The organism is Ensifer sesbaniae, from assembly GCF_013283665.1.
Lineage (GTDB): Bacteria > Pseudomonadota > Alphaproteobacteria > Rhizobiales > Rhizobiaceae > Ensifer > Ensifer sesbaniae.
Map to the genome: position 1 here is coordinate 653,895 of NZ_JABEKU010000001.1, position 22,660 is coordinate 676,554.

The following is a 22,660-nucleotide window of genomic DNA, read 5'->3' on the forward strand; positions in this document are numbered from 1 at the left end:
AGCGGGGTTCACGGGAGGAAGGTCCATGGGCGAGCCCAACACAGCCGCACAGCCATCCCAGGAATTCGAAAAAGTCCTGGTCAACAGTTCGACGCAGGTCGCGTCATTCGACACGCATGACAAGACCGCGATCCAGAAGATCCAGCATTTCCTGCATTCGACCCCGGCCGCCGTGCCGTTCATCGTGCTGGTCGCTGCGATCCTGATCTTCGGTATTGCCATCGGCGGGAAGTTCTTCTCGTCCTACACGCTGACCCTCATCCTGCAGCAGATCGCCATCGTCGGCATCCTCGGCGCGGCGCAGACCCTGGTGATCCTGACGGCCGGCATCGATCTTTCGATCGGCGTGATCATGGTGCTTTCGGCCGTCATCATGGGCAATTGTGCGGTGACCTACGGGCTTCCGGCACCGCTCGCGATCCTGATCGGCCTCGGCGTCGGCAGCGCCTGTGGCTTCCTGAACGGCCTCCTCGTCTCGCGTCTCAAGCTGCCGCCCTTCATCGTCACGCTCGGCACCTGGTACGTGATCATGTCGACGAACTTCATCTACTCGGCGAACGAGACGATCCGCGAGGCCGACGTCGCCGCCGTCACCCGGATGCTGCATGTCTTCGGGGTCAGCTTCAAGGTTGGTTCCGCGGTGCTGACGCTCGGCGTCATCACCATGGTCGCCCTCGTCTTCGGCCTCTGGTACGCCCTGAACCATACCGCCTGGGGCCGCCACCTCTATGCCGTCGGCGACGATCCGGAAGCGGCGAAACTCTCGGGTATCCGCACCGGCCGCGTGCTGCTCAGTGCCTATACGCTGGCGGGCCTGATCGCCGCACTCGCGGCCTGGGTTTCGATCGGCCGCAACGGCTCGATCTCGCCGTCCGCCGCAGTCACCGACTACAACCTCCAGGCCATCACCGCTGCGGTGATCGGCGGCATCTCGCTCTTCGGCGGCCGCGGCTCGATCCTCGGCACGCTGATCGGCGCGATGATCGTCGGCGTCGTCTCCATGGGCCTCAACATGATGGGCGCGGACCCGCAATGGAAGGTCTTCCTCACCGGCGTGCTGATCATCTCCGCCGTCGCCATCGACCAGTGGATCAGAAAGGTAGCTGCGTGATGACACAGGAACCCATTCTCACCGCCCGCGGTCTCGTCAAGCGTTACGGTCGCGTTACCGCTCTCGACCATGCCGACTTCGATCTTTACCCCGGCGAAATCCTCGCCGTGATCGGCGACAACGGCGCCGGCAAGTCCTCGATGATCAAGGCCATCTCCGGCGCGATCACGCCCGACGAAGGCGAAATCAAGCTCGAGGGACAGACGGTGCACTTCCGCTCGCCGATGGATGCGCGCGCCGCCGGCATCGAGACCGTCTACCAGAACCTGGCGCTGTCGCCGGCGTTGTCGATCGCCGACAACATGTTCCTCGGCCGCGAGATCCGCAAACCCGGCATCATGGGCAAGCTGTTCCGCACGCTCGACCGCTCGGCGATGGAAAAGATGGCGCGGGCAAAGCTTTCCGAGCTCGGGCTGATGACCATCCAGAACATCAACCAGGCGGTGGAAACGCTCTCCGGTGGCCAGCGCCAGGGCGTTGCCGTGGCCCGCGCCGCCGCCTTCGGATCCAAGGTGGTGATCATGGACGAGCCGACTGCAGCGCTCGGCGTCAAGGAAAGCCGGCGGGTGCTGGAACTGATCCTCGACGTGCGCGCCCGCGGCCTGCCGATCGTGCTGATTTCGCACAACATGCCGCATGTGTTCGAAGTGGCAGACCGCATCCATGTCCACCGCCTCGGCAAGCGGCTCTGCGTCATCAATCCGAAGGAGCATACGATGTCGGATGCGGTCGCCTTCATGACCGGGGCGAAGGAGCCGCCGCGCGAGGCGCTGGCGGCATGAACGTCCAGCCGGTCGCAAACGAGATCCTGAAACGGGCGGCCGGCGCCGCCCGTTTCGTCGTCGCCATTGCCGGCCCGCCCGGGGCCGGTAAGTCGACGCTTTCGGACGCGCTCGCCGAGACCCTGGTTGCCGGCGGCGAGAAGGCGGCCGTGCTGCCGATGGACGGCTTCCACATGGACAATGCGGTCCTGGAGGAAAAGGGCCTGCTCCCCCGCAAGGGCGCGCCGGAAACCTTCGATGTCAGGGCCTTCCTGTCGACGATTGCGGCGGTCCGCGCCAATGACGGCGAAGTGCTGGTTCCGGTCTTCGACCGCTCGCGCGAGATCGCGATCGCTTCCGCCCGGATCGTTGCGCCGGAGACGCGCATCATCCTGGTGGAGGGCAACTATCTGCTGCTCGACGAGGCGCCGTGGAACCGGCTTGAAAATGCCTTCGATTTCTCGATCTTCATCAATCCCGGCATCGAGGAATTGGAGCGACGGCTTTTGAAGCGTTGGTACGATCACGGCTATGATGAGGAGGCGGCGAAGCGCAAAGCCCTAGGCAACGACATCCCGAACGCGCATCGCGTGGTCGACCGTCAGCGGCCTGCGGATCTGGTGCTGACGGATTTCTGAGCGATGGTCGGATTGCGGATTGTGTTTCCGGGCGCATTGGTGATATCGAGACGCGGTTCCACCACATGAGTAACCGCCCGCGACCCGCACCTGCCGGCTGCAAAGCTGCGCGCGTGGATCGGGCGCGAGCCTGGAGCGGCGGTTTTCCGTCTGCGCCTGCTCTGACCTAGGAGAACGCTGACCATGCAAGACCTCGTTATCCGCCGCCCGGATGATTGGCACCTTCACCTGCGAGATGGCGACATGCTGAAGGGCGTCATCGCCGATACAAGCCGCCATTTCGCCCGCGCGATCATCATGCCCAACCTGGTGCCGCCAGTCGTGACGGCCGCGGATGCCGCGGCCTATCGCGAGCGCATCCTGGCCGCGCTTCCCGCGGGCGACCGGTTCGAGCCGCTGATGACGCTCTATCTCACCGAAGGCACGGATCCCGACGACGTGGAGGCCGGCCACAAGAGCGGCCTCGTCAAGGCGGTCAAGCTCTACCCCGCCGGTGCCACGACGAACTCGCACAGCGGTGTTCGCAACATCGACAAGGCGATGCCGGTGCTGGAGCGCATGGCGAAGATCGGCGTGCCGCTCTGCGTGCACGGCGAGGTCACGACATCCGATGTCGATATCTTCGACCGCGAGGCCGTGTTCATCGAGACCGTACTTGATCCGCTGCGCAAGCGGCTGCCGGAACTGAAGGTGACGATGGAGCACGTCACCACCAAGGACGGCATCGATTACATCAAGGCATCGAAGGCGAACCTCGCCGGCTCGATCACCACCCACCACCTGATCATCAACCGCAACGCCATCCTCGTCGGCGGGATCAAGCCGCACTACTACTGCCTGCCGGTCGCCAAGCGCGAAAACCACCGCCTGGCACTGCGCGCCGCCGCGGTCTCCGGCGACAAGCGCTTCTTCCTCGGCACCGACTCCGCACCGCATGTCGACCCGCTGAAGGAATGCGCCTGCGGCTGCGCCGGCATCTACACCTCGATCAACACCATGAGCTGCCTGGCGCATGTGTTCGAGGAGGAGGGCGCGCTCGACAAGCTCGAAGCCTTTGCCTCGCTGAACGGTCCTGCCTGGTATGGCCTGCCGGTCAACGACGAAACGATCACGCTGCGCAAACAGGCTGACGCCGTCACCTACCCGAAGAAGATCGAGACCGGCGCCGGTCTGGTTACCGTGTTCGATCCGATGTTCCCGCTCCATTGGACCGTCGTCTGATCGCTTTAGTTTTGAAGGAGAGTTTGATGTTTTCCAACGCGTTCACCGACAAGTCCGTGATGGCCGAGCTGGTCGCCAAGATGCTCTGGGAGATCAAGGCCGTGCACTTCCGCGCCGATGAGCCCTATAAGCTCTCGTCCGGCATGGCGAGCCCCGTCTATATCGACTGCCGCAAGCTGATCTCCTATCCGCGCATCCGATCGGCGGTGATGGATTTTGCCGCAGCGACCATCTTGCGTGAGGCCGGTTTCGAGAAGTTCGACGTGGTCGCCGGTGGCGAAACCGCCGGCATTCCCTTTGCCGCCATGCTCGCCGAGCGCCTCGGCCTGCCGATGATCTACGTTCGCAAGGCGCCGAAGGGCCACGGCCGCAACGCCCAGATTGAAGGCCATATGCCGGAAGGCGCGCGCGTGCTCGTCATCGAGGACCTGACGACGGCCGGCGGGTCGATGTTCAAGTTTATCGACGCCATTCGCGCGGCGGGCGGCATCGTCGACCACGGCATTGCGCTGTTCTACTACGACATCTTCCCGGAGGCGGTTGGCGAGATGAAGGGCAAGGGCGTCGACCTGCATTGGATCGCCACCTGGCGCAACGTCCTTGCGGTTGCCCGCGAGCAGGCGCTGTTCGACGAGAAGACGCTTGGTGAGGTCGAGGCCTTCCTCAATGCGCCGCTCGTCTGGTCGGGTCGCAACGGCGGCGTGAGCGCGCTGGCGTAAAGTTCGACGCGGCCCCGGCGTCGCCGGGGCCCCGCAACGCCTGAGCTAGTCTTTTTAAATCGATTGAAGTGTCTGAGGAGGAAAAGCCGATGATCGTATGTTGCGGTGAAGCGCTGATCGACATGTTGCCGCGGGACACGACCGCGGGCGAGAGCGCCTTTGCGCCCTATGCCGGCGGCGCGATCTTCAATACCGCCATCGCGCTCGGTCGCCTCGGCATTCCCACCGGTTTCTTCACCGGCCTTTCCGACGACATGTTCGGCGATATCCTGCGCGAGACTTTGAAGGCGGCGAATGTCGATTTCGGCCCCTGCGCAACGCTCTCGCTGCACACGACGCTCGCCTTCGTCAAGCTGGTCAACGGCCACGCCAGCTACGCCTTCTTCGACGAGAACACCGCCGGGCGCATGATCACGCGCGAACACCTGCCGGCGCTGGGTGACTTCTGCGAGGCGCTGCACTTCGGCGCGATCAGCCTGATCCCCGAGCCCTGCGGCTCGACCTACGAGGCGCTGATGACGCGCGAGCACGAGAAGCGGGTGATCTCCTTCGACCCGAACATCCGTCCCGGTTTCATCAAGGACAGAGACGCCCATCTGGCGCGCATGAACCGCATGGCGGCGATGTCCGATATCGTCAAGTTCTCCGACGAGGATCTCGCCTGGTTTGGCATGGAAGGGAGCCACGACGACCTCGCTGCCGAATGGCTGAAACGCGGACCGAAGCTGGTGCTGATTACCAAGGGCGCCGACGGCGCCGTCGGCTACACGGCGCGCCACAAGGTCGAGGTCGCCGGCGAAAAGGTGACGGTGGTCGATACGGTCGGTGCCGGCGATACCTTCGATGCCGGCGTACTGGCGTCGCTGAAGCTCAGCGGTCTCCTGACTAAGGCCGACGTTACCGATCTCAGCGAAACCGCGGTCCGCAATGCGCTGGCGCTCGGCGCCAAGGCGGCCGCGGTCACCGTCTCGCGCGCCGGCGCAAACCCGCCGTGGAAGCACGAAATCGGCCTCTGAGCTTTCTTATTCTTCCCGGTCCGGGCGATATTCCAGGATATCGCCCGGCTGGCAGTCGAGCGCGGCGCAGATCTTCTCCAGCGTATCGAAGCGCACGCCTTTCACCTTGCCCGATTTCAACAGCGAGATGTTCTGCTCGGTGATCCCTACCTGCTCGGCGAGGTCGCGTGAGCGGACTTTCCGTTTCGCCAGCATGACATCGAGATTGACCACGATCGGCATGCGCTAGACGAAGCTCCTGTTCTCCGCTTCGACACCCGATGCGATGGCCACGACGTGGCCAAGCCCGACGACCAGGCCGGCCATCAGCAGCACGATCATCGTGCCGCCATTGATGTCGAAGATCACCGCATGTCCCGTGGCGCCCGGGTTGTCGTAGGTGACGGCCAGGATACCGATCCCGTTGCTGACCGTTAGGCATAACGCTCCCGCAAGCGCAGTCAGCCCCACCCGCCGCAACAGCACGCCGTTGCGGCCGGAGAGAATCTCGCCGCGCTGGAAACTGTCGAACAGCTGCCAGGCAAAGGCGAGGCCGGCAATGACGAGCGCATTGTTGATGGCAGTCAGGAAAATGACCGTGGCGATGGCGCGGTAGGAAAGGGTAATCGCCCCGACGCGGGGGAGGACGATATCGCGAATGCCCTGCTCGAAGCCCTGTCGGTCGAAAAAGATCTGCCAGTGCATATAGACGACGGCCGAACAAAACAACGCGCCACCCAATAGGATCATGAGCTTCATGAAGCGGCTGAGCTTGCGCAGCCTCTCGGCAGAGTCCGTCATGAAAATTCCTTTATCGTTTTGCTTGTATTTTTATCGTAAGACAATAAGTAATTCTCGTCAATTGTGAGTTTTGTGTCGTGCCATATCTGTTCGATTACGCGAAAAAGGGCTGGTGCCGACCTGCGTTAAAGAATGAGGCCCGAGGCGCGATCTGCGCCTCGGGCCTCATTATTTGAAGCGGTGCGGTTCCGGGTGGAATCGCTTGGAATTGCGCCTTAGCGAGCGGCCTTCAGCAGGGCTGCTACCAGACCCGCAGTCGAAGAATCGTGGCTGGCCGCACTTTCCTTGCCTTCGACGACCGGCAGCAGGCCGGTTGCCAGCTCCTTGCCGAGCTCGACGCCCCATTGGTCGAAGGAGTTGATGTTGAAGAGCGCGCCTTCGACGAAGACGCGGTGTTCATAGAGCGCGATCAGGCGACCGAGCGCGAAGGGATCGAGCTGGTCGTAGACGATCGTCAGCGACGGGCGGTTGCCGGTGAAGACCCGGTGCGGGGCAATCCTGTCGGCCTTGGCGTCGGCCATGCCCTTGGCGTTGAGCTGCGCCTTGGCCTCGGCGAGCGTGCGACCCTTCATCAGCGCCTCGGACTGCGCCAGGCAGTTGGCGATCAGGAGCTCGTGCTGATGCCGCAGGTTCTTTTCATGGCCGTTCGCGGCGATCATGAATTCCGCCGGAATGATGTCCGTGCCCTGATGGATGAGCTGATAGAAGGCATGCTGGCCATTGGTGCCAGGTTCGCCCCAGACGACCGGACCGGTCGAATATTCGACCGGGGTGCTGTCGAGCGTCACCGCCTTGCCGTTCGATTCCATGTCGAGCTGCTGCAGGTAGGCCGGGAAGCGCGACAGGCGCTGGTCATAGGGCAGGATCGCCCGCGACGGATAACCGAGCACGTTGCGGTGATAGAAGCCGAGGAGGCCGAGCAGAACCGGAATATTCTCACGGATCGGCGCGGTGCGGAAATGCTCGTCGATCGCGTGTCCGCCATCGAGGAAGCGGCCGAAATTCTCCTTGCCGATGGCGATCATCAGCGGCAGGCCGATCGCCGACCAGATCGAGTAGCGCCCGCCGACCCAGTCCCAGAAGCCGAAGACGCGGGCCTTGTCGATGCCGAAGGCGGCGACCTTGTCGAGTGCCGTCGAGACGGCGGCAAAGTGGTAGCCGACGGCCGCTTCGCCAAGCTTGCCGGCGATGAAGGCGCGGGCCGTCTGGGCATTGGTCATCGTCTCGATCGTCGTGAAGGTCTTCGAGGCGACGATGAAGAGCGAGGTTTCCGGATCGATCAGCTTCAGCGTGTCGGCGATGTGGGCGCCGTCGATGTTGGAAACGAAGTGAAGGCGGGGGCCGTCATGGAAGGGGGCAAGCGCCAGCGTCGCCATGACCGGGCCGAGGTCGGAGCCGCCGATGCCGATATTGATGACGTCGGTGATCTTCTTGCCGGTCGCGCCCTTGAGCGCGCCCGAGCGGATGCCGTCGGCAAAGGCGCCCATGGCATCGAGCACGCCGTTGACGTCGGGCATCACATCCTTGCCGTCGACGAGGATCGGGCGGTTGCCGCGGTTGCGCAGCGCCGTGTGCAGCACGGCGCGCTCTTCGGTGATGTTGATGATGTCGCCGCGGAACATGGCGTCCCGCTTCTCCTCGACCTTGGCGGCGTTGGCGAGCGCCTCGAGGCCGTCGAGCACCCTGTCGTTGACGGCGCATTTCGAATAATCGAACAGCAGGTCGCCGAGCGTGGTGCTGAAGCGCTGGAAGCGTTCGGCGTCGCTGGCGAAGGCGGCGCGGATATCGGTTGCGTTGGTCTCAGCGGCGGTTGCTTTGAGTTGATCGACAAGCGCTTTCATCGCGGGGCTCCTTGGTCGGACAGGGGTGTCGGACAATCGCCTGCGTAGCTATTCGCTTTAAGCCGCCCAAATCAAGCCCGTAAAACCGCCGAAACGGCGGTTTTCAGGATTTTTTAAATCGTTTGAATTTTGGACTAACTCAGCCGCGCAGGTCTTTTCGCAGGATCTTGCCGACATTGGTCTTCGGCAGTTCCGTGCGGAATTCGACGTAGCGCGGGCGCTTGTAGTTGGTGAGGTTGGCGGCGCAGTGGCGCTTGACCTCCTCCTCCGTCAGGGCCGGATCCTTCTTGACGACGAAGAGCTTGACGGCCTCGCCGGAATGCTCGTCCGGAACGCCGATCGCCGCGCATTCGAGAACGCCCGGATGGGTCATCGCCACTTCCTCGATCTCGTTCGGGAAGACGTTGAAGCCGGAGACGAGGATCATGTCCTTCTTGCGGTCGACGATCTTCACGAGGCCGGCTGCATTCATGAAGCCGATGTCGCCCGAGCGGAAGAAGCCGTCCGGCGAGATCGCCTTGGCGGTCTCGTCCGGGCGCTGCCAGTAGCCCGCCATCACCTGCGGGCCGCGGATGCAGATTTCGCCGACTTCGCCGATCGGCAAGGGGTTGCCCTGGTCGTCGCGGATCTCGACCTCGGTGGAGGGGATCGGCATGCCGATCGTGCCGGTGAACTCGGTCGCGTCGAGGATGTTGGCCGTTGCCACCGGCGACGTCTCCGACAGGCCGTAACCTTCGGCGATCGAGCAACCGGTCATCTGCTTCCAGCGCTCCGCCACCGGGCGCTGGATCGCCATGCCGCCGCCGAAGGTCAGCATCAGCGACGAGAAATCGAGCTTCTGGAACTCCGCATTGTTCATCAGCGCGTTGAACAGCGTGTTGAGGCCCGGGAAGATGTTGGTCTTGTATTTGCCGAGTTCCTTGACGAAGCCCGGGATGTCGCGCGGATTGGGGATCAGGATGTTGTTGCCGCCGGTGGCAAGGCCCATCAGCGAATTCACCGTCAGTGCGAAGATGTGGTAGAGCGGCAGCGCGCACATGAAGACGAGATTGTCTGGCCGTGCCCGCGAGCGGAACGCCGTCTGGAACCAGATTTCCATCTGCGCCATGTTCGACAAGAGGTTAGAATGGGTGAGCGTCGCGCCCTTCGAGACTCCCGTCGTGCCGCCGGTATATTGCAGGAAGGCGACGTCACCAGGCGCGACGTTTGGCTTCTTCATCGTGCTGCGGCCGCCCTTGGCAAGCACGGCCTTGAACGAGAGGTGGCCGGGGATCGACCAGGCAGGAACCAGCTTCTTGACGCGGCGGACCACGAGATTGACGATCGCGCCCTTGAGGCCCAGCATGTCGCCCATCGTAGCGACGACGACGTGCTTGACGGAGGTCTTGTCGGCTACCTGCTGCACCGTGTGCGCAAAGTTCTCCAGAACGAAGATCGCCTTGGCGCCGGAATCGACGAGCTGGTGCTGCAATTCGCGCGGCGTATAGAGCGGGTTGACGTTCACGACGGTAAAGCCCGCTCGGAGAATGCCGTAGACGATGACGGGGTTCTGCAGGATGTTCGGCATCATCACCGCGACGCGGTCGCCCTTGGCGAGGCCGAGAGATTGCAGCCAGGCGCCGACCTTGGCGGATTCGGCATTGAGATCGGCAAAACTCAGCGTCTTGCCCATGCAGGTGAAGGCTGGGCGGGTCGAATAGCGGGCGACGGCGTGGTCGAAGAACTCGCCGATCGATTTATAGGGCAGTGGGCCGATCTCGGCGGCAATGCCGGGTGGATAGGATTTGAGCCAGATCTTGCCTGGGCTGGTCCCCGATTGTTGTGCGCTGACTTCCACCATGACCTCTCTCCCTCTGGTCGCCACAGGCTGGCCTGTTCGCGGCCTGAGAAAATCCCTCCCGACCTTCTCATGCCGATGAAGATGATGCTTTTGAGACACCGCTTCAAGCTGAGATTCGGGATTATATGACTTTGACGTAAACGTCAACTTGACTTACGGTTAACAGGCACTGCCGGCGCTCTCGAAAAAGTATGACGAGAGCCGCAAAAGCTTTGCCTGCGAAGGCAAAACCCTGTATTGCATTGCAGCATATCCCTGTTGGTCCGATCCAACGCCCGCCGACATATCCCCCAGTTTTATCTCCGGTCCGCTCGGGCCGGACGACACAGGCCATTCCCATGTGTGACGAAGCCTATTCTTCCGCCGTCGAACCGCGCCGCGCGGGCGTTTCTGCCGCCGAAGTGGCGCTCGCCGTCGGCGGTTTCGGCATCGGCACCGGCGAATTCGCGATCATGGGTCTCTTGCCGCAGGTTGCCGGGGACATCGCCGTCTCGGTGCCGCGGGCCGGGGCGGTGATCAGCGCCTATGCGCTCGGCGTCGTCGTCGGTGCGCCGTTGATTGCCGTGCTCGCCGCCCGCTTCTCGCGCTTCAGCGTGCTGCTGGCGCTGATGCTGATTTTCGCAGTCGGCAACTTTGCCAGCGCGGTCGCGCCGGATTTCTACACGCTGATTGCGGCGCGCTTCTTCGCCGGTCTTCCGCATGGTGCCTATTTCGGCGTTGCCGCCCTGGTGGCTGCGGGTCTCGCGGCGCCGAACCAGCGGGCGCGCGCCGTCGGACGGGTGATGATGGGGCTGACGATCGCAACCCTCTTCGGCACGCCGCTTGTCGCGTGGTTCGGCCAGGCGCTCGGCTGGCGCTCCGCCTTCGCGATCGTCGGCGGCATCAGCCTTCTGACTGTGGCGCTGACCTTCGTCCATGTGCCGCGGGACAAGGTCAACCCGAAGGCGACGCCGCTTCGCGAACTGGGCGCGCTCGGCAAGCTGCAGGTCTGGCTGATGCTCGGCATTTGTGCCATCGGCTGCGGCGGCATGTTCGCCGTCTTCAGCTACATCACGCCGGCGCTCACGGAAGTCGCGGGCGTTTCTCTTGCCAATGTGCCGGTCATGCTTTCGGTCTTCGGGGCCGGCATGATCCTCGGCAACATCGTCGGCGCGCGGCTTGCCGATTGGGCGCTGCTGCCGGCGATCGGCATCGCCATCGCCTTCAATATCTTCGCCTATGTGCTTTTCTATTTCACCATGGGCAATCCCTGGATCGCGATCGTCAACGTGCTCTTCATCGGCGGCGGCTTCGCCGTCGTGCCCGGTGTACAGACGCGGCTGATGGATGTCGCCGGGGAGGCACAGACGCTCGCCGCCGCCCTCAGCCATTCCGCCTTCAATCTCGCCAATGCGCTTGGCGCCTGGCTCGGCGGCGCCTCGATTGCCGCCGGCTACGGCTGGACATCCACCGGCCTCGTCGGCGCCGTTCTCGGCGTTGCCGGCTTCGCCATCTTCCTCGCATCCGTCTTCGTCGATCGCACGCAGCCGGCTCGCATGGCGGCACAGCCTGCGACGGAATGACCGGCTTTGGCGAAAGAAGGTCATCGAGCTTGAACCCTCCTAAATTTTTCTGTCATGTCCCGCCGGTAGCGTCGCTTGTGGCCCTGAAACTACCGTAAAGCAGGGGCAAAGCGGCGACGCGGGGCGTTACTGTATGTTTGCTTTAATCCTAGCCGATTAGAGGGAAAAAACATGCAGCCCTCAAAGTGCTGCAGCGACCTTTGCGCGTCTTCATAAGACGGGCGGCGCTGAAGGTAGGCTGTCAAGGCCGTGGGTTTGTTGTAAGCTCGTCGAAGGACGGAGGATCATTGGTGCAATTGGGCAATCGCGAACGAGAGAATTTTCCTGTCGAGCCGAGGCTCCTCGGGCACACAGCCATTTCGCGCCATGCCCTCGTCGGCCCCATGACCGCTGCCCGCTGGATGCTGGTCTTCGTCCTGCTTGCCGGCGTCTATTTCTTCCACGGTTTCGTGGTGCCCGTGCTGGCGGCCGTCGTCATCGGTTTTGCCAGCTGGCCGATCTATCGCCGGCTGCTCGCCGCCGTGAACGGTAACCGCACGCTGGCCGCAACCATCGCCATCGTCTGCGTCATTTCCTTCATCGTGGTGCCGATCTCGATCGCCGCCGTCTATGCGGTCGATGAAGTGCGCGACTGGGTTGTCTGGGCGGTCGAGACCAATGCCAATGGTGCACTGGTGCCCGCCTGGCTGACCAGCATTCCGATTGCCGGCGTCTGGCTCGGTGAACAGTGGGTGAAGCATATCGGCCATCCTGGTGCCCTCGGGGAGCTCGTTCAGCTCGTCAGCGGCTCCAACATCGGCAACATCTACCGCGGCGTTCTGGTCGTCGGTGCCTCGACGTTCCACGCCTTCCTGACGCTGCTCTTCATGCTGATCACGCTGTTCTTCGTCTACCGCGACGGGCAGTCCTTCTCCGGCCAGCTCGACCGCCTTGGCGAGCGCATCTTCCCGATGCGCTGGGAGAGGCTGTCGCGCGTCGTGCCGCTGACGATCAGCTCGACGGTCACAGGCATGGGCATCATCGCGATCGGCGAGGGCATCGTGCTCGGCGTCGCCTATTGGCTGGCCGGCGTTCCGTCGCCGGTCACGCTTGGCATCATCACCGGCCTGATGGCCCTGGTCCCCGGCGGCGCGCCGCTCTGCTTCACGCTGGTTTCGGTCTACCTCGTCGCCAGCGGTTCGCCGATTCACGGCGTCGCGCTGCTTGCCTGGGGCACGACCGAGCTCTTCATCGTCGACAAGACGCTGCGCCCGCGCCTCGTCGGCGGGCCGATCAAGCTTCCCTTCCTGCCAACCTTCTTCGGTCTCGTCGGTGGCGTGAAGACCATGGGCTTCCTCGGCCTCTTCGTCGGCCCGGTGCTGATGGCGCTGTTGGTCGCGATCTGGCGCGAGTGGATGCGCGAAGTCACCACGTCGCCCGAAGCGACCGTGAATCACATCGTCAAGGGTTAAGGCCCCCGAGGACGAGCCAGAGGCCGCCGCGCGCAGCCGTATCGCGATCCATCGTTTCATTGACGCCGTGAGATGATCCGACCTCCCGCGAAAGCGCGGTCGCGCACGGAAAGCCGCCTCACACGGTTCTTGGCAGGCTTCAGCGGGCGTCTTTATCTTTTCCTTACGCGCCCTTCCGACCATCGCAATCGATAATTGACCTGCAGCGGATGCAAGATCCGGACCTCAACAGTCCGGAGAATTTGCATGTCCGATGTTCTTTTCCTCGCCGCCGGCATCGGCGGCTTTGTCGTGTTTGCGCTTTATGCGCGCGCGCTGAGCCGCCTCTAGGGAGGGCGCCATGTTCGAAGCCCTGATCGGCCTCGCCGTCGCCGTCGCGCTTGCGGCCTACCTCGTCGTCACCCTCGTTCGCCCGGAACGGTTCTGACTCCGGTCGAAGGTTTTGGTTCGGGTCAACTCTTCCAGGGCCGGATCGCCTTTGCACCGCACATTTCCTGAGCGGAGAAATCCCATGTCTATCATCGGGTGGCTGCAGATCAGCCTCCTCTTCATCGCCGTCCTGATCGTCATCAAGCCGCTGGGGCTTTACATGGCGCGGGTCTTCTCCGGCGAGCGCAACGTCTTTTCGCCCATCCTCGGCCCTGTCGAGCGCGGTCTCTATCTCGCCGCCGGCGTCGACCCGAACAAGGAGCAGGGCTGGCTCGCCTATACGATGTCGATGCTCGCCTTCAGCCTTGCCGGCTTCGCATCGCTCTTTGCGATCCTAAGATTGCAGGCCTACCTGCCGATGAACCCGCAGGGCTTCGCCGGCATGCCGTCCGACCTCGCCTTCAACACGGCGGTCAGCTTCGTCACCAACACCAACTGGCAGAACTATGGCGGCGAAACCACGCTCAGCCACTTCAGCCAGATGGCCGGGCTCACGGTGCATAACTTCGTCTCCGCCGCGACCGGCATCGCCATGGCGCTCGCCGTCACTCGCGCTTTTGCCCGCTCGAACGCGGCGACCGTCGGCAATTTCTGGGTCGATCTCACTCGCTCGACCCTCTACGTGCTGCTGCCGATCGCCGTGGTCATGGCCCTCGCCATGGTCTGGACCGGTCTGCCGCAGACCTTCCATGCCGACCTCAGCGCAACGACGCTCGAGGGCGCCAAGCAGACGATCTCGCTCGGGCCGGTCGCAAGTCAGGAAGCGATCAAGCAGCTCGGCACCAACGGCGGCGGCTTCTTCAACGTCAATGCCGCGCATCCGTTCGAGAACCCGACGGCGCTCTCCAACTACCTCAACATCTTCTCGATGCTGTCGATCTCGGCGGCGCTGGTCTACACCTTCGGCCAGATGGTCGGTAACCGCCGCCAAGGCTGGGCCTTCATCGCCGTTACCGCGGTCCTGCTGATATCAGGCGTAGCGGTCGTCTACTGGGCGGAAGCCCAGGGCAACCCGATCCTGACCGCGCTCGGTCTCGATGCCGCGCAAGGTAATATGGAAGGCAAGGAAGTCCGCTTCGGCCAGGCGATGACCGCGCTTTATGCGGCTGTCACGACCGGCCTGTCGGATGGCGGCGTCAACGGCATGCACGGTTCGCTGACTGGCCTCGGCGGCCTCGTGCCGATGTTCCTGATGCAGCTCGGCGAAGTCCTGCCCGGCGGCGTCGGCTCCGGTCTCTACGGTATGGTCGTCTTTGCGATCCTCGCCGTCTTCGTTGCCGGCCTGATGGTCGGCCGTACGCCGGAGCTGCTCGGCAAGAAGATCGAAGCCCGCGAGATGAAATATGCGATGTTCGCGGTCCTCATCCTGCCGGTGACGATCCTCGGCTTCACGGCCGTCTCGGCAATGTTGCCGTTCGCCGTGGCGAGCGTCGGCACTGCGGGTCCGCACGGCCTGTCGGAAATCCTCTATGGCTTCACATCGGCAGCCGGTAACAACGGCTCGGCCTTCGGCGGGCTCACCGGCAACACGCCCTGGTACAACACCACGCTTGGGTTCGCGATGCTGCTCGGCCGCTTTGCCTATGCGGTTCCCGTCATGGCGATTGCCGGCTCGATCGCCGTCAAGACGCGCGTGCCGGCCTCCAAGGGCACCTTCCCGACCGACACGCCGCTATTCGTCGGCCTGCTCGTCGGCATCATCCTCATTCTCGGCGGGCTGCAGTTCTTCCCGGCGCTCGCTCTCGGTCCCATCGTCGAGCATTTCTCAATGCTTGCCGGCCAGACCTTCTAAAGGAATTCGACACATGTCTTCCAAACCAGTCGCTCCTAGTCTTCTGGATCCGGCGATCCTTCTGCCGGCGGTCAAGGCGGCCTTCGTCAAGCTCGACCCGCGCCAGCTCGTGCGCAATCCGGTGATCTTCGTCACCGAGGTGGTTGCCGCCGTGGTCACCGGCCTCTTTGTCCGCGATCTTATGACCGGCACCGGCAGCCCGCCCTTCTCCGGGCAGATCGCCGCCTGGCTGTGGTTCACCGTGCTTTTCGCCACCTTCGCCGAAGCCGTCGCCGAAGGGCGCGGAAAGGCCCAGGCCGACAGTCTGCGGCGCACCAAGTCCGAGCTGACGGCGCGCAAGCTCGTATCGGCCGAGGGCCGCGAAACCCAGTCGATCCCGGCGACTTCGCTGAAGGTCGGCGACCTCGTACTGGTCGAGGCCGGCGAACTGATCCCCGGCGATGGCGAGGTCATCGAAGGCGTCGCCTCCGTCAATGAAAGCGCCATCACCGGTGAATCCGCGCCTGTCATCCGCGAATCCGGCGGCGACCGTTCGGCCGTCACCGGCGGCACGCAGGTTCTGTCCGACTGGATCAAGGTCCGCATCGGCGTCGCGCCCGGCAACACTTTCGTCGACCGCATGATCGCGCTGATCGAAGGCGCACAGCGCCAGAAGACCCCGAACGAGATTGCGCTGTCGATCCTGCTTTCGGGCCTGACGCTGATCTTCCTCGTCGCCGTCGTCACCCTTTGGGGCCTTGCCGGCTACTCCGGCACCGTGCTCTCGGTCACCGTGCTTGCGGCCCTGCTCGTGACGCTGATCCCGACCACCATCGGCGGCTTGCTTTCGGCGATCGGCATCGCCGGCATGGACCGACTGGTTCGCTTCAACGTCATCGCCACCTCCGGCCGTGCGGTGGAGGCTGCCGGCGACGTCGATACGCTGCTGCTCGACAAGACGGGCACGATCACCTTCGGCAACCGCATGGCCGCCGACTTCATGCCGGTTCCCGGCGTCAGCGAGGCGGAACTCGCCGATGCGGCGCTGCTCGCCAGCCTTGCCGACGAGACGCCGGAGGGCCGCTCGATCGCGGCGCTTGCGACCGGTGAGTTCGGTCGCCAGGCGCCGGCCGTTTCGCTGCCCGATGCAGGCAAGGGTGAGGTCGTGGCGCTTGCCGTCGGCGGTGGCGCAAGCCAGGTGGGCGCAACCCGGATCGATGCGGTCATCCCCTTCGCCGCGGAAACGAGGCTCTCGGGCGTCGATTTCGGTGGCCGTCGGCTGCGCAAGGGCGCCGTCGATTCGATCCTGAAGTTTACCGGCATCCGCGACGAGAATGTGCCGAGCGAGTTTCGTCGCGCGGTCGACCAGGTGGCGCGCACTGGCGGTACGCCGCTCGCCGTTGCCGACGGTCCGCGCCTGCTCGGCGTCATTCATCTGAAGGACGTGGTGAAGCCCGGCATCAAGGAACGCTTCGCAGCCCTTCGTGCCATGGGCATCCGCACCGTGATGGTGACCGGCGACAACCCGGTGACGGCTGCCGCCATTGCCTCCGAAGCCGGCGTTGACGATTTCCTCGCCGAAGCGACGCCCGAGGACAAACTCGCCTATATCCGCAAGGAGCAACAGGGCGGCCGCCTGATCGCCATGTGCGGCGACGGCACCAATGACGCGCCGGCGCTTGCCCAGGCCGATGTCGGCGTCGCCATGCAGACCGGCACGCAGGCCGCGCGCGAGGCCGCCAACATGGTGGACCTCGATTCGAGCCCCACAAAGCTCATCGAGATCGTCGAGATCGGCAAGCAGCTCTTGATGACCCGCGGCTCGCTAACGACCTTCTCCATCGCCAACGACGTGGCGAAGTACTTCGCCATCATCCCGGCGCTGTTCATCACCACCTATCCGGCGCTGGCCGCGCTCAACGTCATGGGCCTCGGCTCGCCCCAATCGGCGATCCTGTCGGCAGTCATCTTCAATGCGCTGATCATCGTCGCGCTGATCCCTCTGGCGCTGAAAGGCGTCACGTATCGTCCGGTCGGTGCCGCGGCGCTCTTGCGCCGGAACCTGCTCGTATACGGTCTCGGCGGCATCCTTCTGCCCTTCGCAGGCATCAAGCTCGTCGATCTCGCCGTCAACGCACTCAATCTGGTGTAACCATGCTGAACCAAGTTCGTCCCGCCATAGTCATGATCGTGCTGCTCACCGCCATCACCGGGCTTGCCTACCCCTTCGCCATCACCGGCGCCGCGCAGGTGCTGATGCCGCTACAGGCAAACGGCAGCCTCATCGAGAAGGACGGTACCCTGATCGGTTCCAAGCTGATCGGCCAGAACTTCACCTCCGACAGGTACTTCTGGCCGCGCCCGTCTGCGACCGGCCCGGAGGCCTATAATGCCGGCGCATCGAGCGGCTCCAACCTCGGCACGACTTCGGTCAAGCTGAGGGATCGCGTTGCTACCGACGTCGAACGCCTGAAGACCGCCGGCTTTGCCGGCGAGATCCCCGCAGACGCGGTGACGACATCGGGTTCCGGCCTCGACCCGCATGTCACGCCGGCCTTTGCCCGGGCGCAGATCGCTCGCGTCGCCAATGCGCGCGGCCTCAGCGAGGCGGATGTCACCGCGTTGGTCGAAAGGGCGACGGAAGGTCGTCTGTTCGGGATCGTAGGCGAGCCGCGCATCAATGTGCTAGAACTGAACCTGGCCCTCGATGCGCCTCGAACATGAGGCCAAGGCTTGTGAACGCATGCCCGAGATGACGAATGCCCGACAGTCAACGTGACGCCAAAAGTCGCCCGGACCCAGACGCACTTCTGGCCCTTGCCGCGCAGGATCGCCGGGGAAAACTGACGGTTTTCCTTGGCGCCGCGCCCGGCGTCGGCAAGACCTATGCGATGCTGACCCGGGCCCGGCGTCTCAAGAAAGACGGCGTCGATATCGTCATCGGGCTGGTCGAAACCCACGGGCGCGGCGAGACCGCCGCCCTGATCGAGGGACTGGAAACCCTGCCGCGCCGCGATGTGAACCATCGTGGCCGAGTGCTTTCCGAATTCGACCTGGACGCGGCCCTTGCCCGACGTCCCAAGATCATCGTCGTCGACGAACTCGCCCACAGCAACCCCGCGGAAAGCCGTCATCCGAAGCGCTATCAGGATATTGAGGAACTGATTGCCGCGGGCATCGATGTCTGGACTGCGCTGAACATCCAGCATCTCGAAAGCCTCTCCGATGTCGTCGCGCAGATCGCCGGCGTGCCGGTGCGCGAGCGGGTGCCGGATACGGTGCTGAAGCGCGCTGACGAGGTGCTGCTGGTCGATCTGCCGCCCGCCGAACTGATCGAGCGGCTGAAAGAGGGCAAGGTCTATCTGCCCGAGAGCGCCAAGCGCGCGGTCGATCGCTTTTTCCGCCTCGGCAACTTGACGGCGTTGCGTGAACTGGCGCTCCGGCGTACGGCCGACCGGGTCGACGACCAGATGGTCGACTACCTCAAGCAGAATGCGATCGAAGGTGTGTGGGCGAGCGGCGAGCGCCTGCTTGTCTGCATCGGTCCCGATCCCCTGTCGGAAAAAGTGGTCCGCACCGCCAGCCGGCTCGCCGAGGGATTGAACGCTCCCTGGATCGTCGTCTTCATCGAACGTGCCGATCGTGAAAGCGGCGATGGCGAGGACGTGCGCCGGCTGGACGAGACCTTCCGTCTTGCCGAACAGCTCGGCGCCGAGACGCGCCGCATCGTCGGCAACGACTTCGTCGAGGAAATCCTGAAACTCGCGCGCCGCGAACATGCGACGCAGATCGTCATCGGCGCGCGCCGCCAATCCTTTCCGATGCGGTACTTCCGCCGGTCGCTCCCCGACGCCTTGGCAGAGCGGGTATCGGGCATCGGCATCCACCTCGTGACCGACCGCGAGCCGGCGGCGCCGAAGCCGCGGCCGGCCGCGAAGAAGTCTCTGCCGCCCGGGACCGGGCGCGCCATCGCCATTGCCGCCGGCGCGGTGGCGGCTGCAACGGCCCTCGGCCTCTTGATCGAACGCTTCATCATCCTGCCGAACATCTCGCTGCTCTATCTGCTCGCCGTGCTGGCGTCGGCGACCTATGCCGGTCACATATCGGCGATCGCCGCGGCGCTGTTTTCGGTTCTGGCCTACAACTTCTTCTTCATCGAACCGGTCGGCACCTTCACCATTGCCGAGCCGCACGAGGTCTTCGCGCTGTTCATCTTCTTGGTGGCCGCCGCCCTTGCCGGGAGCCTCGCCTCTCGGGTGCGCGAACAAGCAAAGGCCGCGCGCCGGCGCGCCGCCGCGACCCAGGCGCTTTACGATTTTTCTCGCAAGCTTTCGGGCACTGCCAAGGTGGACGATGTGCTCTGGGCGGCGGTGACGCAGATGCAGACGACGTTGCGACGCAGCGCTGCGCTACTGTTGCCAGAGGAGGGGGACCTGCAGCTGAAGGCCGCCTGGCCACCGGACACGGAGCTGGATGTCGCCGATATCATGGCCGCGCGCTGGGCGATGGATAAGCAGGAACCGGCCGGCAACGGTACCGGGACGCTGCCGAACAGCCCGTTTCACTTCCGCCCGCTGACGAGCCCGCACGGCGTTGTCGGCGTCTGCGGCTTCGTCCAGGAGGACAAGCCGCTGGAGATCAACGAGGAGCGAGCACTGGCGGCAATCCTCGACCAGACGGCGATCGCCGTCGACCGGGCACGCCTGTCGCGCGAAAGCCTGGACCAGGCGGCGAAGCTCGAAGGCGAACGCTTTCGTGCGGCCCTCCTGTCGTCCATTTCGCATGACCTCAGGACGCCGCTTGCCACCATCACCGGGGCCGTCACCAGCCTGAGGCAACTCGGCGACCGCATGTCGCCGGAAAGCCGTGACGATTTGCTGAAATCGATCGAGGAGGAGGGCGAACGCCTGACGCGGTTCGTCGCCAACCTGCTCGACATGACCCGCATCGAGGCCGGCACGGTCAACGCCAAGCGCGACTGGGTCGATGTCGCCGACGCAGTTCGCGCTGCCGTCGATCGTGCCCGCAAGTATTTTCCCGAGCGCGAGATCGAGACCAGCATCGCACCGGATCTTCCATTGATGCGCGGCGACAGCGTGCTTCTCGGGCAGGTGCTGTTCAACCTGCTCGACAACGCCAACAAATATGGCGGTGACGAACCGGTCAGCATCTATGCCCGCCCGGACGGCGACGAAATCGTGCTGTCGGTGACGGACCTCGGCAAGGGCATTGCGCCGAAGGATCTCGAGCAGGTCTTCGAAAAATTCTTCCGCCGCGGCAAGGTGGATGGCCGCACGCCGGGGACGGGGCTGGGGCTTTCGATCGCCAAGGGCTTCGTCGAGGCCATGGGCGGCCAGATCAAGGCGGAAAGCCCGGCGCTGCGCCGCCGCGGCACGCGCATTTCCATGCGCTTCCCCGCCGCCAAGCCTGAAATCTCCGAAAAGGACCGTGCATGAGCGTGGAGCGTATCCTCGTCGTCGACGACGAACCCCAGATCCAGCGTTTCCTGAAACCCGCATTGAGTGCCGCCGGCTATGACATTCTGGAAGCATTGACTGGCGCCGAGGCGCTGAAGGCGGCGGCGACGAGCGCACCCGATGTCGTCATCCTCGATCTCGGCCTGCCGGACATGGACGGCAAGGAGGTCATCGCGAACTTGCGCGGCTGGTCGCAGGTGCCGATCATCATTCTCTCGGCACGCGACCGGGAGAGTGAAAAGATTGCCGCGCTCGATCTCGGCGCCGATGACTATATCGAAAAGCCCTTCGGCATCGGCGAATTGACCGCGCGCATCCGCGCGGCGCTCCGCCATCGGGTGCAAATGGACGGCGGCCAGACACAACTCTCCGCCGACGGCGTGTCGATCGACACGATCAAGCGCGTGGTGACGAAGGATGGCGAGCCAGTGCGCCTGACGCCGAAGGAATATGACCTGCTGGTCATGTTGGCGCACCATGCCGGCCGCGTCGTCACCCACAGGACGCTTCTAACGTCGGTCTGGGGCGTCGCGCACGGCGAGGACCTGCATTATCTGCGCGTCTTCATCGGCCAGTTGCGCGGCAAGATTGAGCGCGACGCGGCCGACCCGAAGATCATCCGCACCGAGCCGGGTGTCGGCTATCGCTTCGTCGGCGACGACGGTTAACAGCAGGCTGCCTGCAAGCGGCAGCCGCGACCATCACTTGATCTTTACCGGCGTCGGCATGTCGGTCGCGAGCGTTTCGCCGACGACTTTCTTCTTCTTGGGCGTCGGCTGCGGATTCTCGAGGATCGATACCGGGGCCGATACGGTGACTGCCGCGACATTGCCGACGTTTCTGGCCGTGCCGGCAACGACCGCTGCGATGCCGGTTCCGACGGAAATATCGGAATCGGTGAGTGTCTGCCCGGTTGCCAGCCGGGTACCGATGAGTTGGACGATCTGCGGGCTTTCCGCGAACTTTCCGTGGTGCAGGCCGTCCTCGGTCTTGACCTTGGTCAGGTCGATCGCGGTGATGCCGGCCCGTTCCAGTTGGGTGCGATAGGGCTCGGCAGACGGATCGATCGCGCCGAGGCGGGAAACGTCGCCGGAAATGAAGCTGGAGAGCGCGAGCGCGCGATCGTCCTGCGAAACGAAGATCGTGAATTTCGGTCGCTTCTGGCCCATCTCGACGAACTGCTTGGCGAAGACGTCGAGATCGATGTCGGGCGAAGCGAGGATGACGTTTTCGATCTTGGAGGGCACATTGCCGTCGCGGATGCCCATTTGCCTGAGCGTTTCCATGGTCAGCCAGGTGCCCATCGAATGCGCGAGGATGGTGATGCCTTTGACTTTGGGCGCGTCGGCGAGCTTTTTCAGGATGTCTTCAAGGGCTGAGCGCGAATAGTTCGTGCTCTCCTTGTCGTAATTGTAATCGAACACATTGGCTCGCGACGGCCAGGTAAACAGCACCGGCGTCGCCTGGACGTCGGAGTCGTGGATGATCTGCGCAAGCCGGTAGACGGAATCCTCGTAGCGGTTGTTGAAGCCGTGCACGAAGACGAAGGCCTGTCCGCCGACATCGTGCTGCTGGAACCAGGACTTGGCTTCATCAAGCGACGTGAGTTCGCGAACGCGTGTGACCGTGAAATCCTTCTTGGGATCCGGCGGCAGCTTGCGTGGCCATTGCACCGTGCCGGCCTTGCGCGCCGTGTCCGGCGGGATCGACACCGCAACGTCGGTCAGGAAGGTGTTTGCGTCACGCTCGCCGGAAAACAGCGTTGCCGGATCGCCGGAGGGCTGGCGCGTGGTCGCGACGAGCATGTCGACGGTCGAGGTCCCGGGTACCGGCGCGGTCAGCGTCACCGGTGCCATCACGCCTTTGGCATGACCGCCGCAACCGGCAAGCAATGCCAAGGCCGCCACGACGAAGATCGCCCGTCCTCCCCGTGCACGCACGTGCTGCAGCGAACCTTGAAACCCCACCCACTCGAACATAGCATCCCCAATACGCCTGAACTTCGCTGCATCTGATCGCGCTTTTGCGAAACGCAGATGACAA

19 protein-coding genes are annotated in these 22,660 nt (G+C 64.0%); 14 read left to right on the plus strand and 5 right to left on the minus strand.

What is annotated here, in order from left to right; all coding sequences use genetic code 11:
• The first annotated feature begins 25 nt into the window (after positions 1-25).
• The 6 genes from BHMPCIPO_RS03120 (at position 26) to BHMPCIPO_RS03145 (ending at position 5,466) form a co-directional block, all read left to right on the plus strand.
• A complete protein-coding gene (locus tag BHMPCIPO_RS03120; RefSeq protein WP_173515416.1) occupies positions 26-1,111 on the plus strand; it encodes an ABC transporter permease in 1,086 nt (361 codons plus the stop codon).
• Complete coding sequence (locus tag BHMPCIPO_RS03125) at positions 1,111-1,893, plus strand: ATP-binding cassette domain-containing protein (protein ID WP_173515417.1); 783 nt, start codon at positions 1,111-1,113, stop codon at positions 1,891-1,893. Before BHMPCIPO_RS03120 ends, BHMPCIPO_RS03125 begins: the two co-directional genes overlap by 1 nt.
• Positions 1,890-2,510, plus strand: coding sequence for a nucleoside triphosphate hydrolase (locus BHMPCIPO_RS03130; protein ID WP_173515418.1), 621 nt, complete (start codon positions 1,890-1,892; stop codon positions 2,508-2,510). Before BHMPCIPO_RS03125 ends, BHMPCIPO_RS03130 begins: the two co-directional genes overlap by 4 nt.
• 183 nt (positions 2,511-2,693) lie before the next feature.
• Positions 2,694-3,731, plus strand: coding sequence for a dihydroorotase (gene pyrC / locus BHMPCIPO_RS03135; protein ID WP_173515419.1), 1,038 nt, complete (start codon positions 2,694-2,696; stop codon positions 3,729-3,731).
• A gap of 26 nt (positions 3,732-3,757) precedes the next feature.
• Positions 3,758-4,450, plus strand: a complete 693-nt coding sequence (locus tag BHMPCIPO_RS03140) for an orotate phosphoribosyltransferase (RefSeq protein WP_173515420.1) — start codon at positions 3,758-3,760, stop codon at positions 4,448-4,450.
• Positions 4,451-4,539: 89 nt separating this feature from the next.
• On the plus strand, positions 4,540-5,466 hold the full coding sequence (locus BHMPCIPO_RS03145) for a carbohydrate kinase family protein (protein WP_173515421.1): 927 nt from the start codon (positions 4,540-4,542) through the stop codon (positions 5,464-5,466).
• Positions 5,467-5,472: 6 nt separating this feature from the next.
• Here BHMPCIPO_RS03145 and BHMPCIPO_RS03150 read toward each other — a convergent pair whose 3' ends face one another.
• The 4 genes from BHMPCIPO_RS03150 to BHMPCIPO_RS03165 form a co-directional block, all read right to left on the minus strand.
• Positions 5,473-5,688, minus strand: a complete 216-nt coding sequence (locus BHMPCIPO_RS03150) for a helix-turn-helix domain-containing protein (RefSeq protein ID WP_173515422.1) — start codon at positions 5,686-5,688, stop codon at positions 5,473-5,475.
• A 3-nt stretch (positions 5,689-5,691) separates the two neighbouring features.
• Positions 5,692-6,246, minus strand: coding sequence for a DUF2975 domain-containing protein (locus tag BHMPCIPO_RS03155; protein ID WP_173515423.1), 555 nt, complete (start codon positions 6,244-6,246; stop codon positions 5,692-5,694).
• A gap of 215 nt (positions 6,247-6,461) precedes the next feature.
• Positions 6,462-8,087 carry a glucose-6-phosphate isomerase gene (pgi, locus tag BHMPCIPO_RS03160; protein WP_173515424.1) on the minus strand — a complete coding sequence of 542 codons (1,626 nt, stop codon included), beginning with the start codon at positions 8,085-8,087 and terminating at the stop codon, positions 6,462-6,464.
• 139 nt (positions 8,088-8,226) lie between these two features.
• Positions 8,227-9,927, minus strand: coding sequence for a long-chain fatty acid--CoA ligase (locus tag BHMPCIPO_RS03165; RefSeq protein ID WP_173515425.1), 1,701 nt, complete (start codon positions 9,925-9,927; stop codon positions 8,227-8,229).
• Between the two features lie 338 nt (positions 9,928-10,265).
• Here BHMPCIPO_RS03165 and BHMPCIPO_RS03170 point away from each other — a divergent pair, with 338 nt between their 5' ends.
• The 8 genes from BHMPCIPO_RS03170 (at position 10,266) to BHMPCIPO_RS03205 (ending at position 21,285) form a co-directional block, all read left to right on the plus strand.
• On the plus strand, positions 10,266-11,489 hold the full coding sequence (locus BHMPCIPO_RS03170) for an MFS transporter (protein ID WP_173515426.1): 1,224 nt from the start codon (positions 10,266-10,268) through the stop codon (positions 11,487-11,489).
• 290 nt (positions 11,490-11,779) lie between these two features.
• On the plus strand, positions 11,780-12,940 hold the full coding sequence (locus BHMPCIPO_RS03175; RefSeq protein ID WP_173515427.1) for an AI-2E family transporter: 1,161 nt from the start codon (positions 11,780-11,782) through the stop codon (positions 12,938-12,940).
• 340 nt (positions 12,941-13,280) lie between these two features.
• Positions 13,281-13,367, plus strand: a complete 87-nt coding sequence (kdpF, locus tag BHMPCIPO_RS03180; protein WP_057248082.1) for a K(+)-transporting ATPase subunit F — start codon at positions 13,281-13,283, stop codon at positions 13,365-13,367.
• Positions 13,368-13,451: 84 nt separating this feature from the next.
• Positions 13,452-15,161, plus strand: coding sequence for a potassium-transporting ATPase subunit KdpA (gene kdpA, locus BHMPCIPO_RS03185; protein ID WP_173515428.1), 1,710 nt, complete (start codon positions 13,452-13,454; stop codon positions 15,159-15,161).
• A gap of 13 nt (positions 15,162-15,174) precedes the next feature.
• Positions 15,175-17,292 (plus strand): potassium-transporting ATPase subunit KdpB, encoded by a 2,118-nt coding sequence (gene kdpB, locus BHMPCIPO_RS03190; protein ID WP_173515429.1) that lies wholly within the window; start codon positions 15,175-15,177, stop codon positions 17,290-17,292.
• 2 nt (positions 17,293-17,294) lie between these two features.
• Positions 17,295-17,864, plus strand: coding sequence for a potassium-transporting ATPase subunit KdpC (kdpC, locus tag BHMPCIPO_RS03195; RefSeq protein WP_173515430.1), 570 nt, complete (start codon positions 17,295-17,297; stop codon positions 17,862-17,864).
• 35 nt (positions 17,865-17,899) lie between these two features.
• On the plus strand, positions 17,900-20,596 hold the full coding sequence (locus BHMPCIPO_RS03200; RefSeq protein WP_173515431.1) for a DUF4118 domain-containing protein: 2,697 nt from the start codon (positions 17,900-17,902) through the stop codon (positions 20,594-20,596).
• A complete protein-coding gene (locus tag BHMPCIPO_RS03205) occupies positions 20,593-21,285 on the plus strand; it encodes a response regulator (RefSeq protein WP_173515432.1) in 693 nt (230 codons plus the stop codon). Before BHMPCIPO_RS03200 ends, BHMPCIPO_RS03205 begins: the two co-directional genes overlap by 4 nt.
• 33 nt (positions 21,286-21,318) lie before the next feature.
• Here the strand turns inward: BHMPCIPO_RS03205 and BHMPCIPO_RS03210 are convergent, their stop codons facing one another.
• The gene (locus tag BHMPCIPO_RS03210; protein WP_173515433.1) at positions 21,319-22,596 is read right to left on the minus strand and encodes an alpha/beta hydrolase; all 1,278 of its coding nucleotides are present in this window, start codon (positions 22,594-22,596) and stop codon (positions 21,319-21,321) included.
• Positions 22,597-22,660: the final 64 nt, after the last annotated feature.

What these genes read in the sequence shown, in the direction of transcription:
- BHMPCIPO_RS03145 (WP_173515421.1), top strand. Translation starts at nt 4,540, where the DNA reads ATGATCGTATGTTGCGGTGAAGCGCTGATCGACATGTTGCCGCGGGAC.
- BHMPCIPO_RS03125 (WP_173515417.1), top strand. Translation starts at nt 1,111, where the DNA reads ATGACACAGGAACCCATTCTCACCGCCCGCGGTCTCGTCAAGCGTTAC.
- BHMPCIPO_RS03120 (WP_173515416.1), top strand. Translation starts at nt 26, where the DNA reads ATGGGCGAGCCCAACACAGCCGCACAGCCATCCCAGGAATTCGAAAAA.
- kdpB (WP_173515429.1), top strand. Translation starts at nt 15,175, where the DNA reads ATGTCTTCCAAACCAGTCGCTCCTAGTCTTCTGGATCCGGCGATCCTT.
- BHMPCIPO_RS03150 (WP_173515422.1), bottom strand. Translation starts at nt 5,688, where the DNA reads ATGCCGATCGTGGTCAATCTCGATGTCATGCTGGCGAAACGGAAAGTC.
- kdpA (WP_173515428.1), top strand. Translation starts at nt 13,452, where the DNA reads ATGTCTATCATCGGGTGGCTGCAGATCAGCCTCCTCTTCATCGCCGTC.
- BHMPCIPO_RS03130 (WP_173515418.1), top strand. Translation starts at nt 1,890, where the DNA reads ATGAACGTCCAGCCGGTCGCAAACGAGATCCTGAAACGGGCGGCCGGC.
- BHMPCIPO_RS03205 (WP_173515432.1), top strand. Translation starts at nt 20,593, where the DNA reads ATGAGCGTGGAGCGTATCCTCGTCGTCGACGACGAACCCCAGATCCAG.
- BHMPCIPO_RS03155 (WP_173515423.1), bottom strand. Translation starts at nt 6,246, where the DNA reads ATGACGGACTCTGCCGAGAGGCTGCGCAAGCTCAGCCGCTTCATGAAG.
- BHMPCIPO_RS03170 (WP_173515426.1), top strand. Translation starts at nt 10,266, where the DNA reads ATGTGTGACGAAGCCTATTCTTCCGCCGTCGAACCGCGCCGCGCGGGC.
- kdpC (WP_173515430.1), top strand. Translation starts at nt 17,295, where the DNA reads ATGCTGAACCAAGTTCGTCCCGCCATAGTCATGATCGTGCTGCTCACC.
- BHMPCIPO_RS03165 (WP_173515425.1), bottom strand. Translation starts at nt 9,927, where the DNA reads ATGGTGGAAGTCAGCGCACAACAATCGGGGACCAGCCCAGGCAAGATC.
- pgi (WP_173515424.1), bottom strand. Translation starts at nt 8,087, where the DNA reads ATGAAAGCGCTTGTCGATCAACTCAAAGCAACCGCCGCTGAGACCAAC.
- pyrC (WP_173515419.1), top strand. Translation starts at nt 2,694, where the DNA reads ATGCAAGACCTCGTTATCCGCCGCCCGGATGATTGGCACCTTCACCTG.
- BHMPCIPO_RS03140 (WP_173515420.1), top strand. Translation starts at nt 3,758, where the DNA reads ATGTTTTCCAACGCGTTCACCGACAAGTCCGTGATGGCCGAGCTGGTC.
- kdpF (WP_057248082.1), top strand. Translation starts at nt 13,281, where the DNA reads ATGTTCGAAGCCCTGATCGGCCTCGCCGTCGCCGTCGCGCTTGCGGCC.
- BHMPCIPO_RS03210 (WP_173515433.1), bottom strand. Translation starts at nt 22,596, where the DNA reads ATGTTCGAGTGGGTGGGGTTTCAAGGTTCGCTGCAGCACGTGCGTGCA.
- BHMPCIPO_RS03200 (WP_173515431.1), top strand. Translation starts at nt 17,900, where the DNA reads ATGCCCGACAGTCAACGTGACGCCAAAAGTCGCCCGGACCCAGACGCA.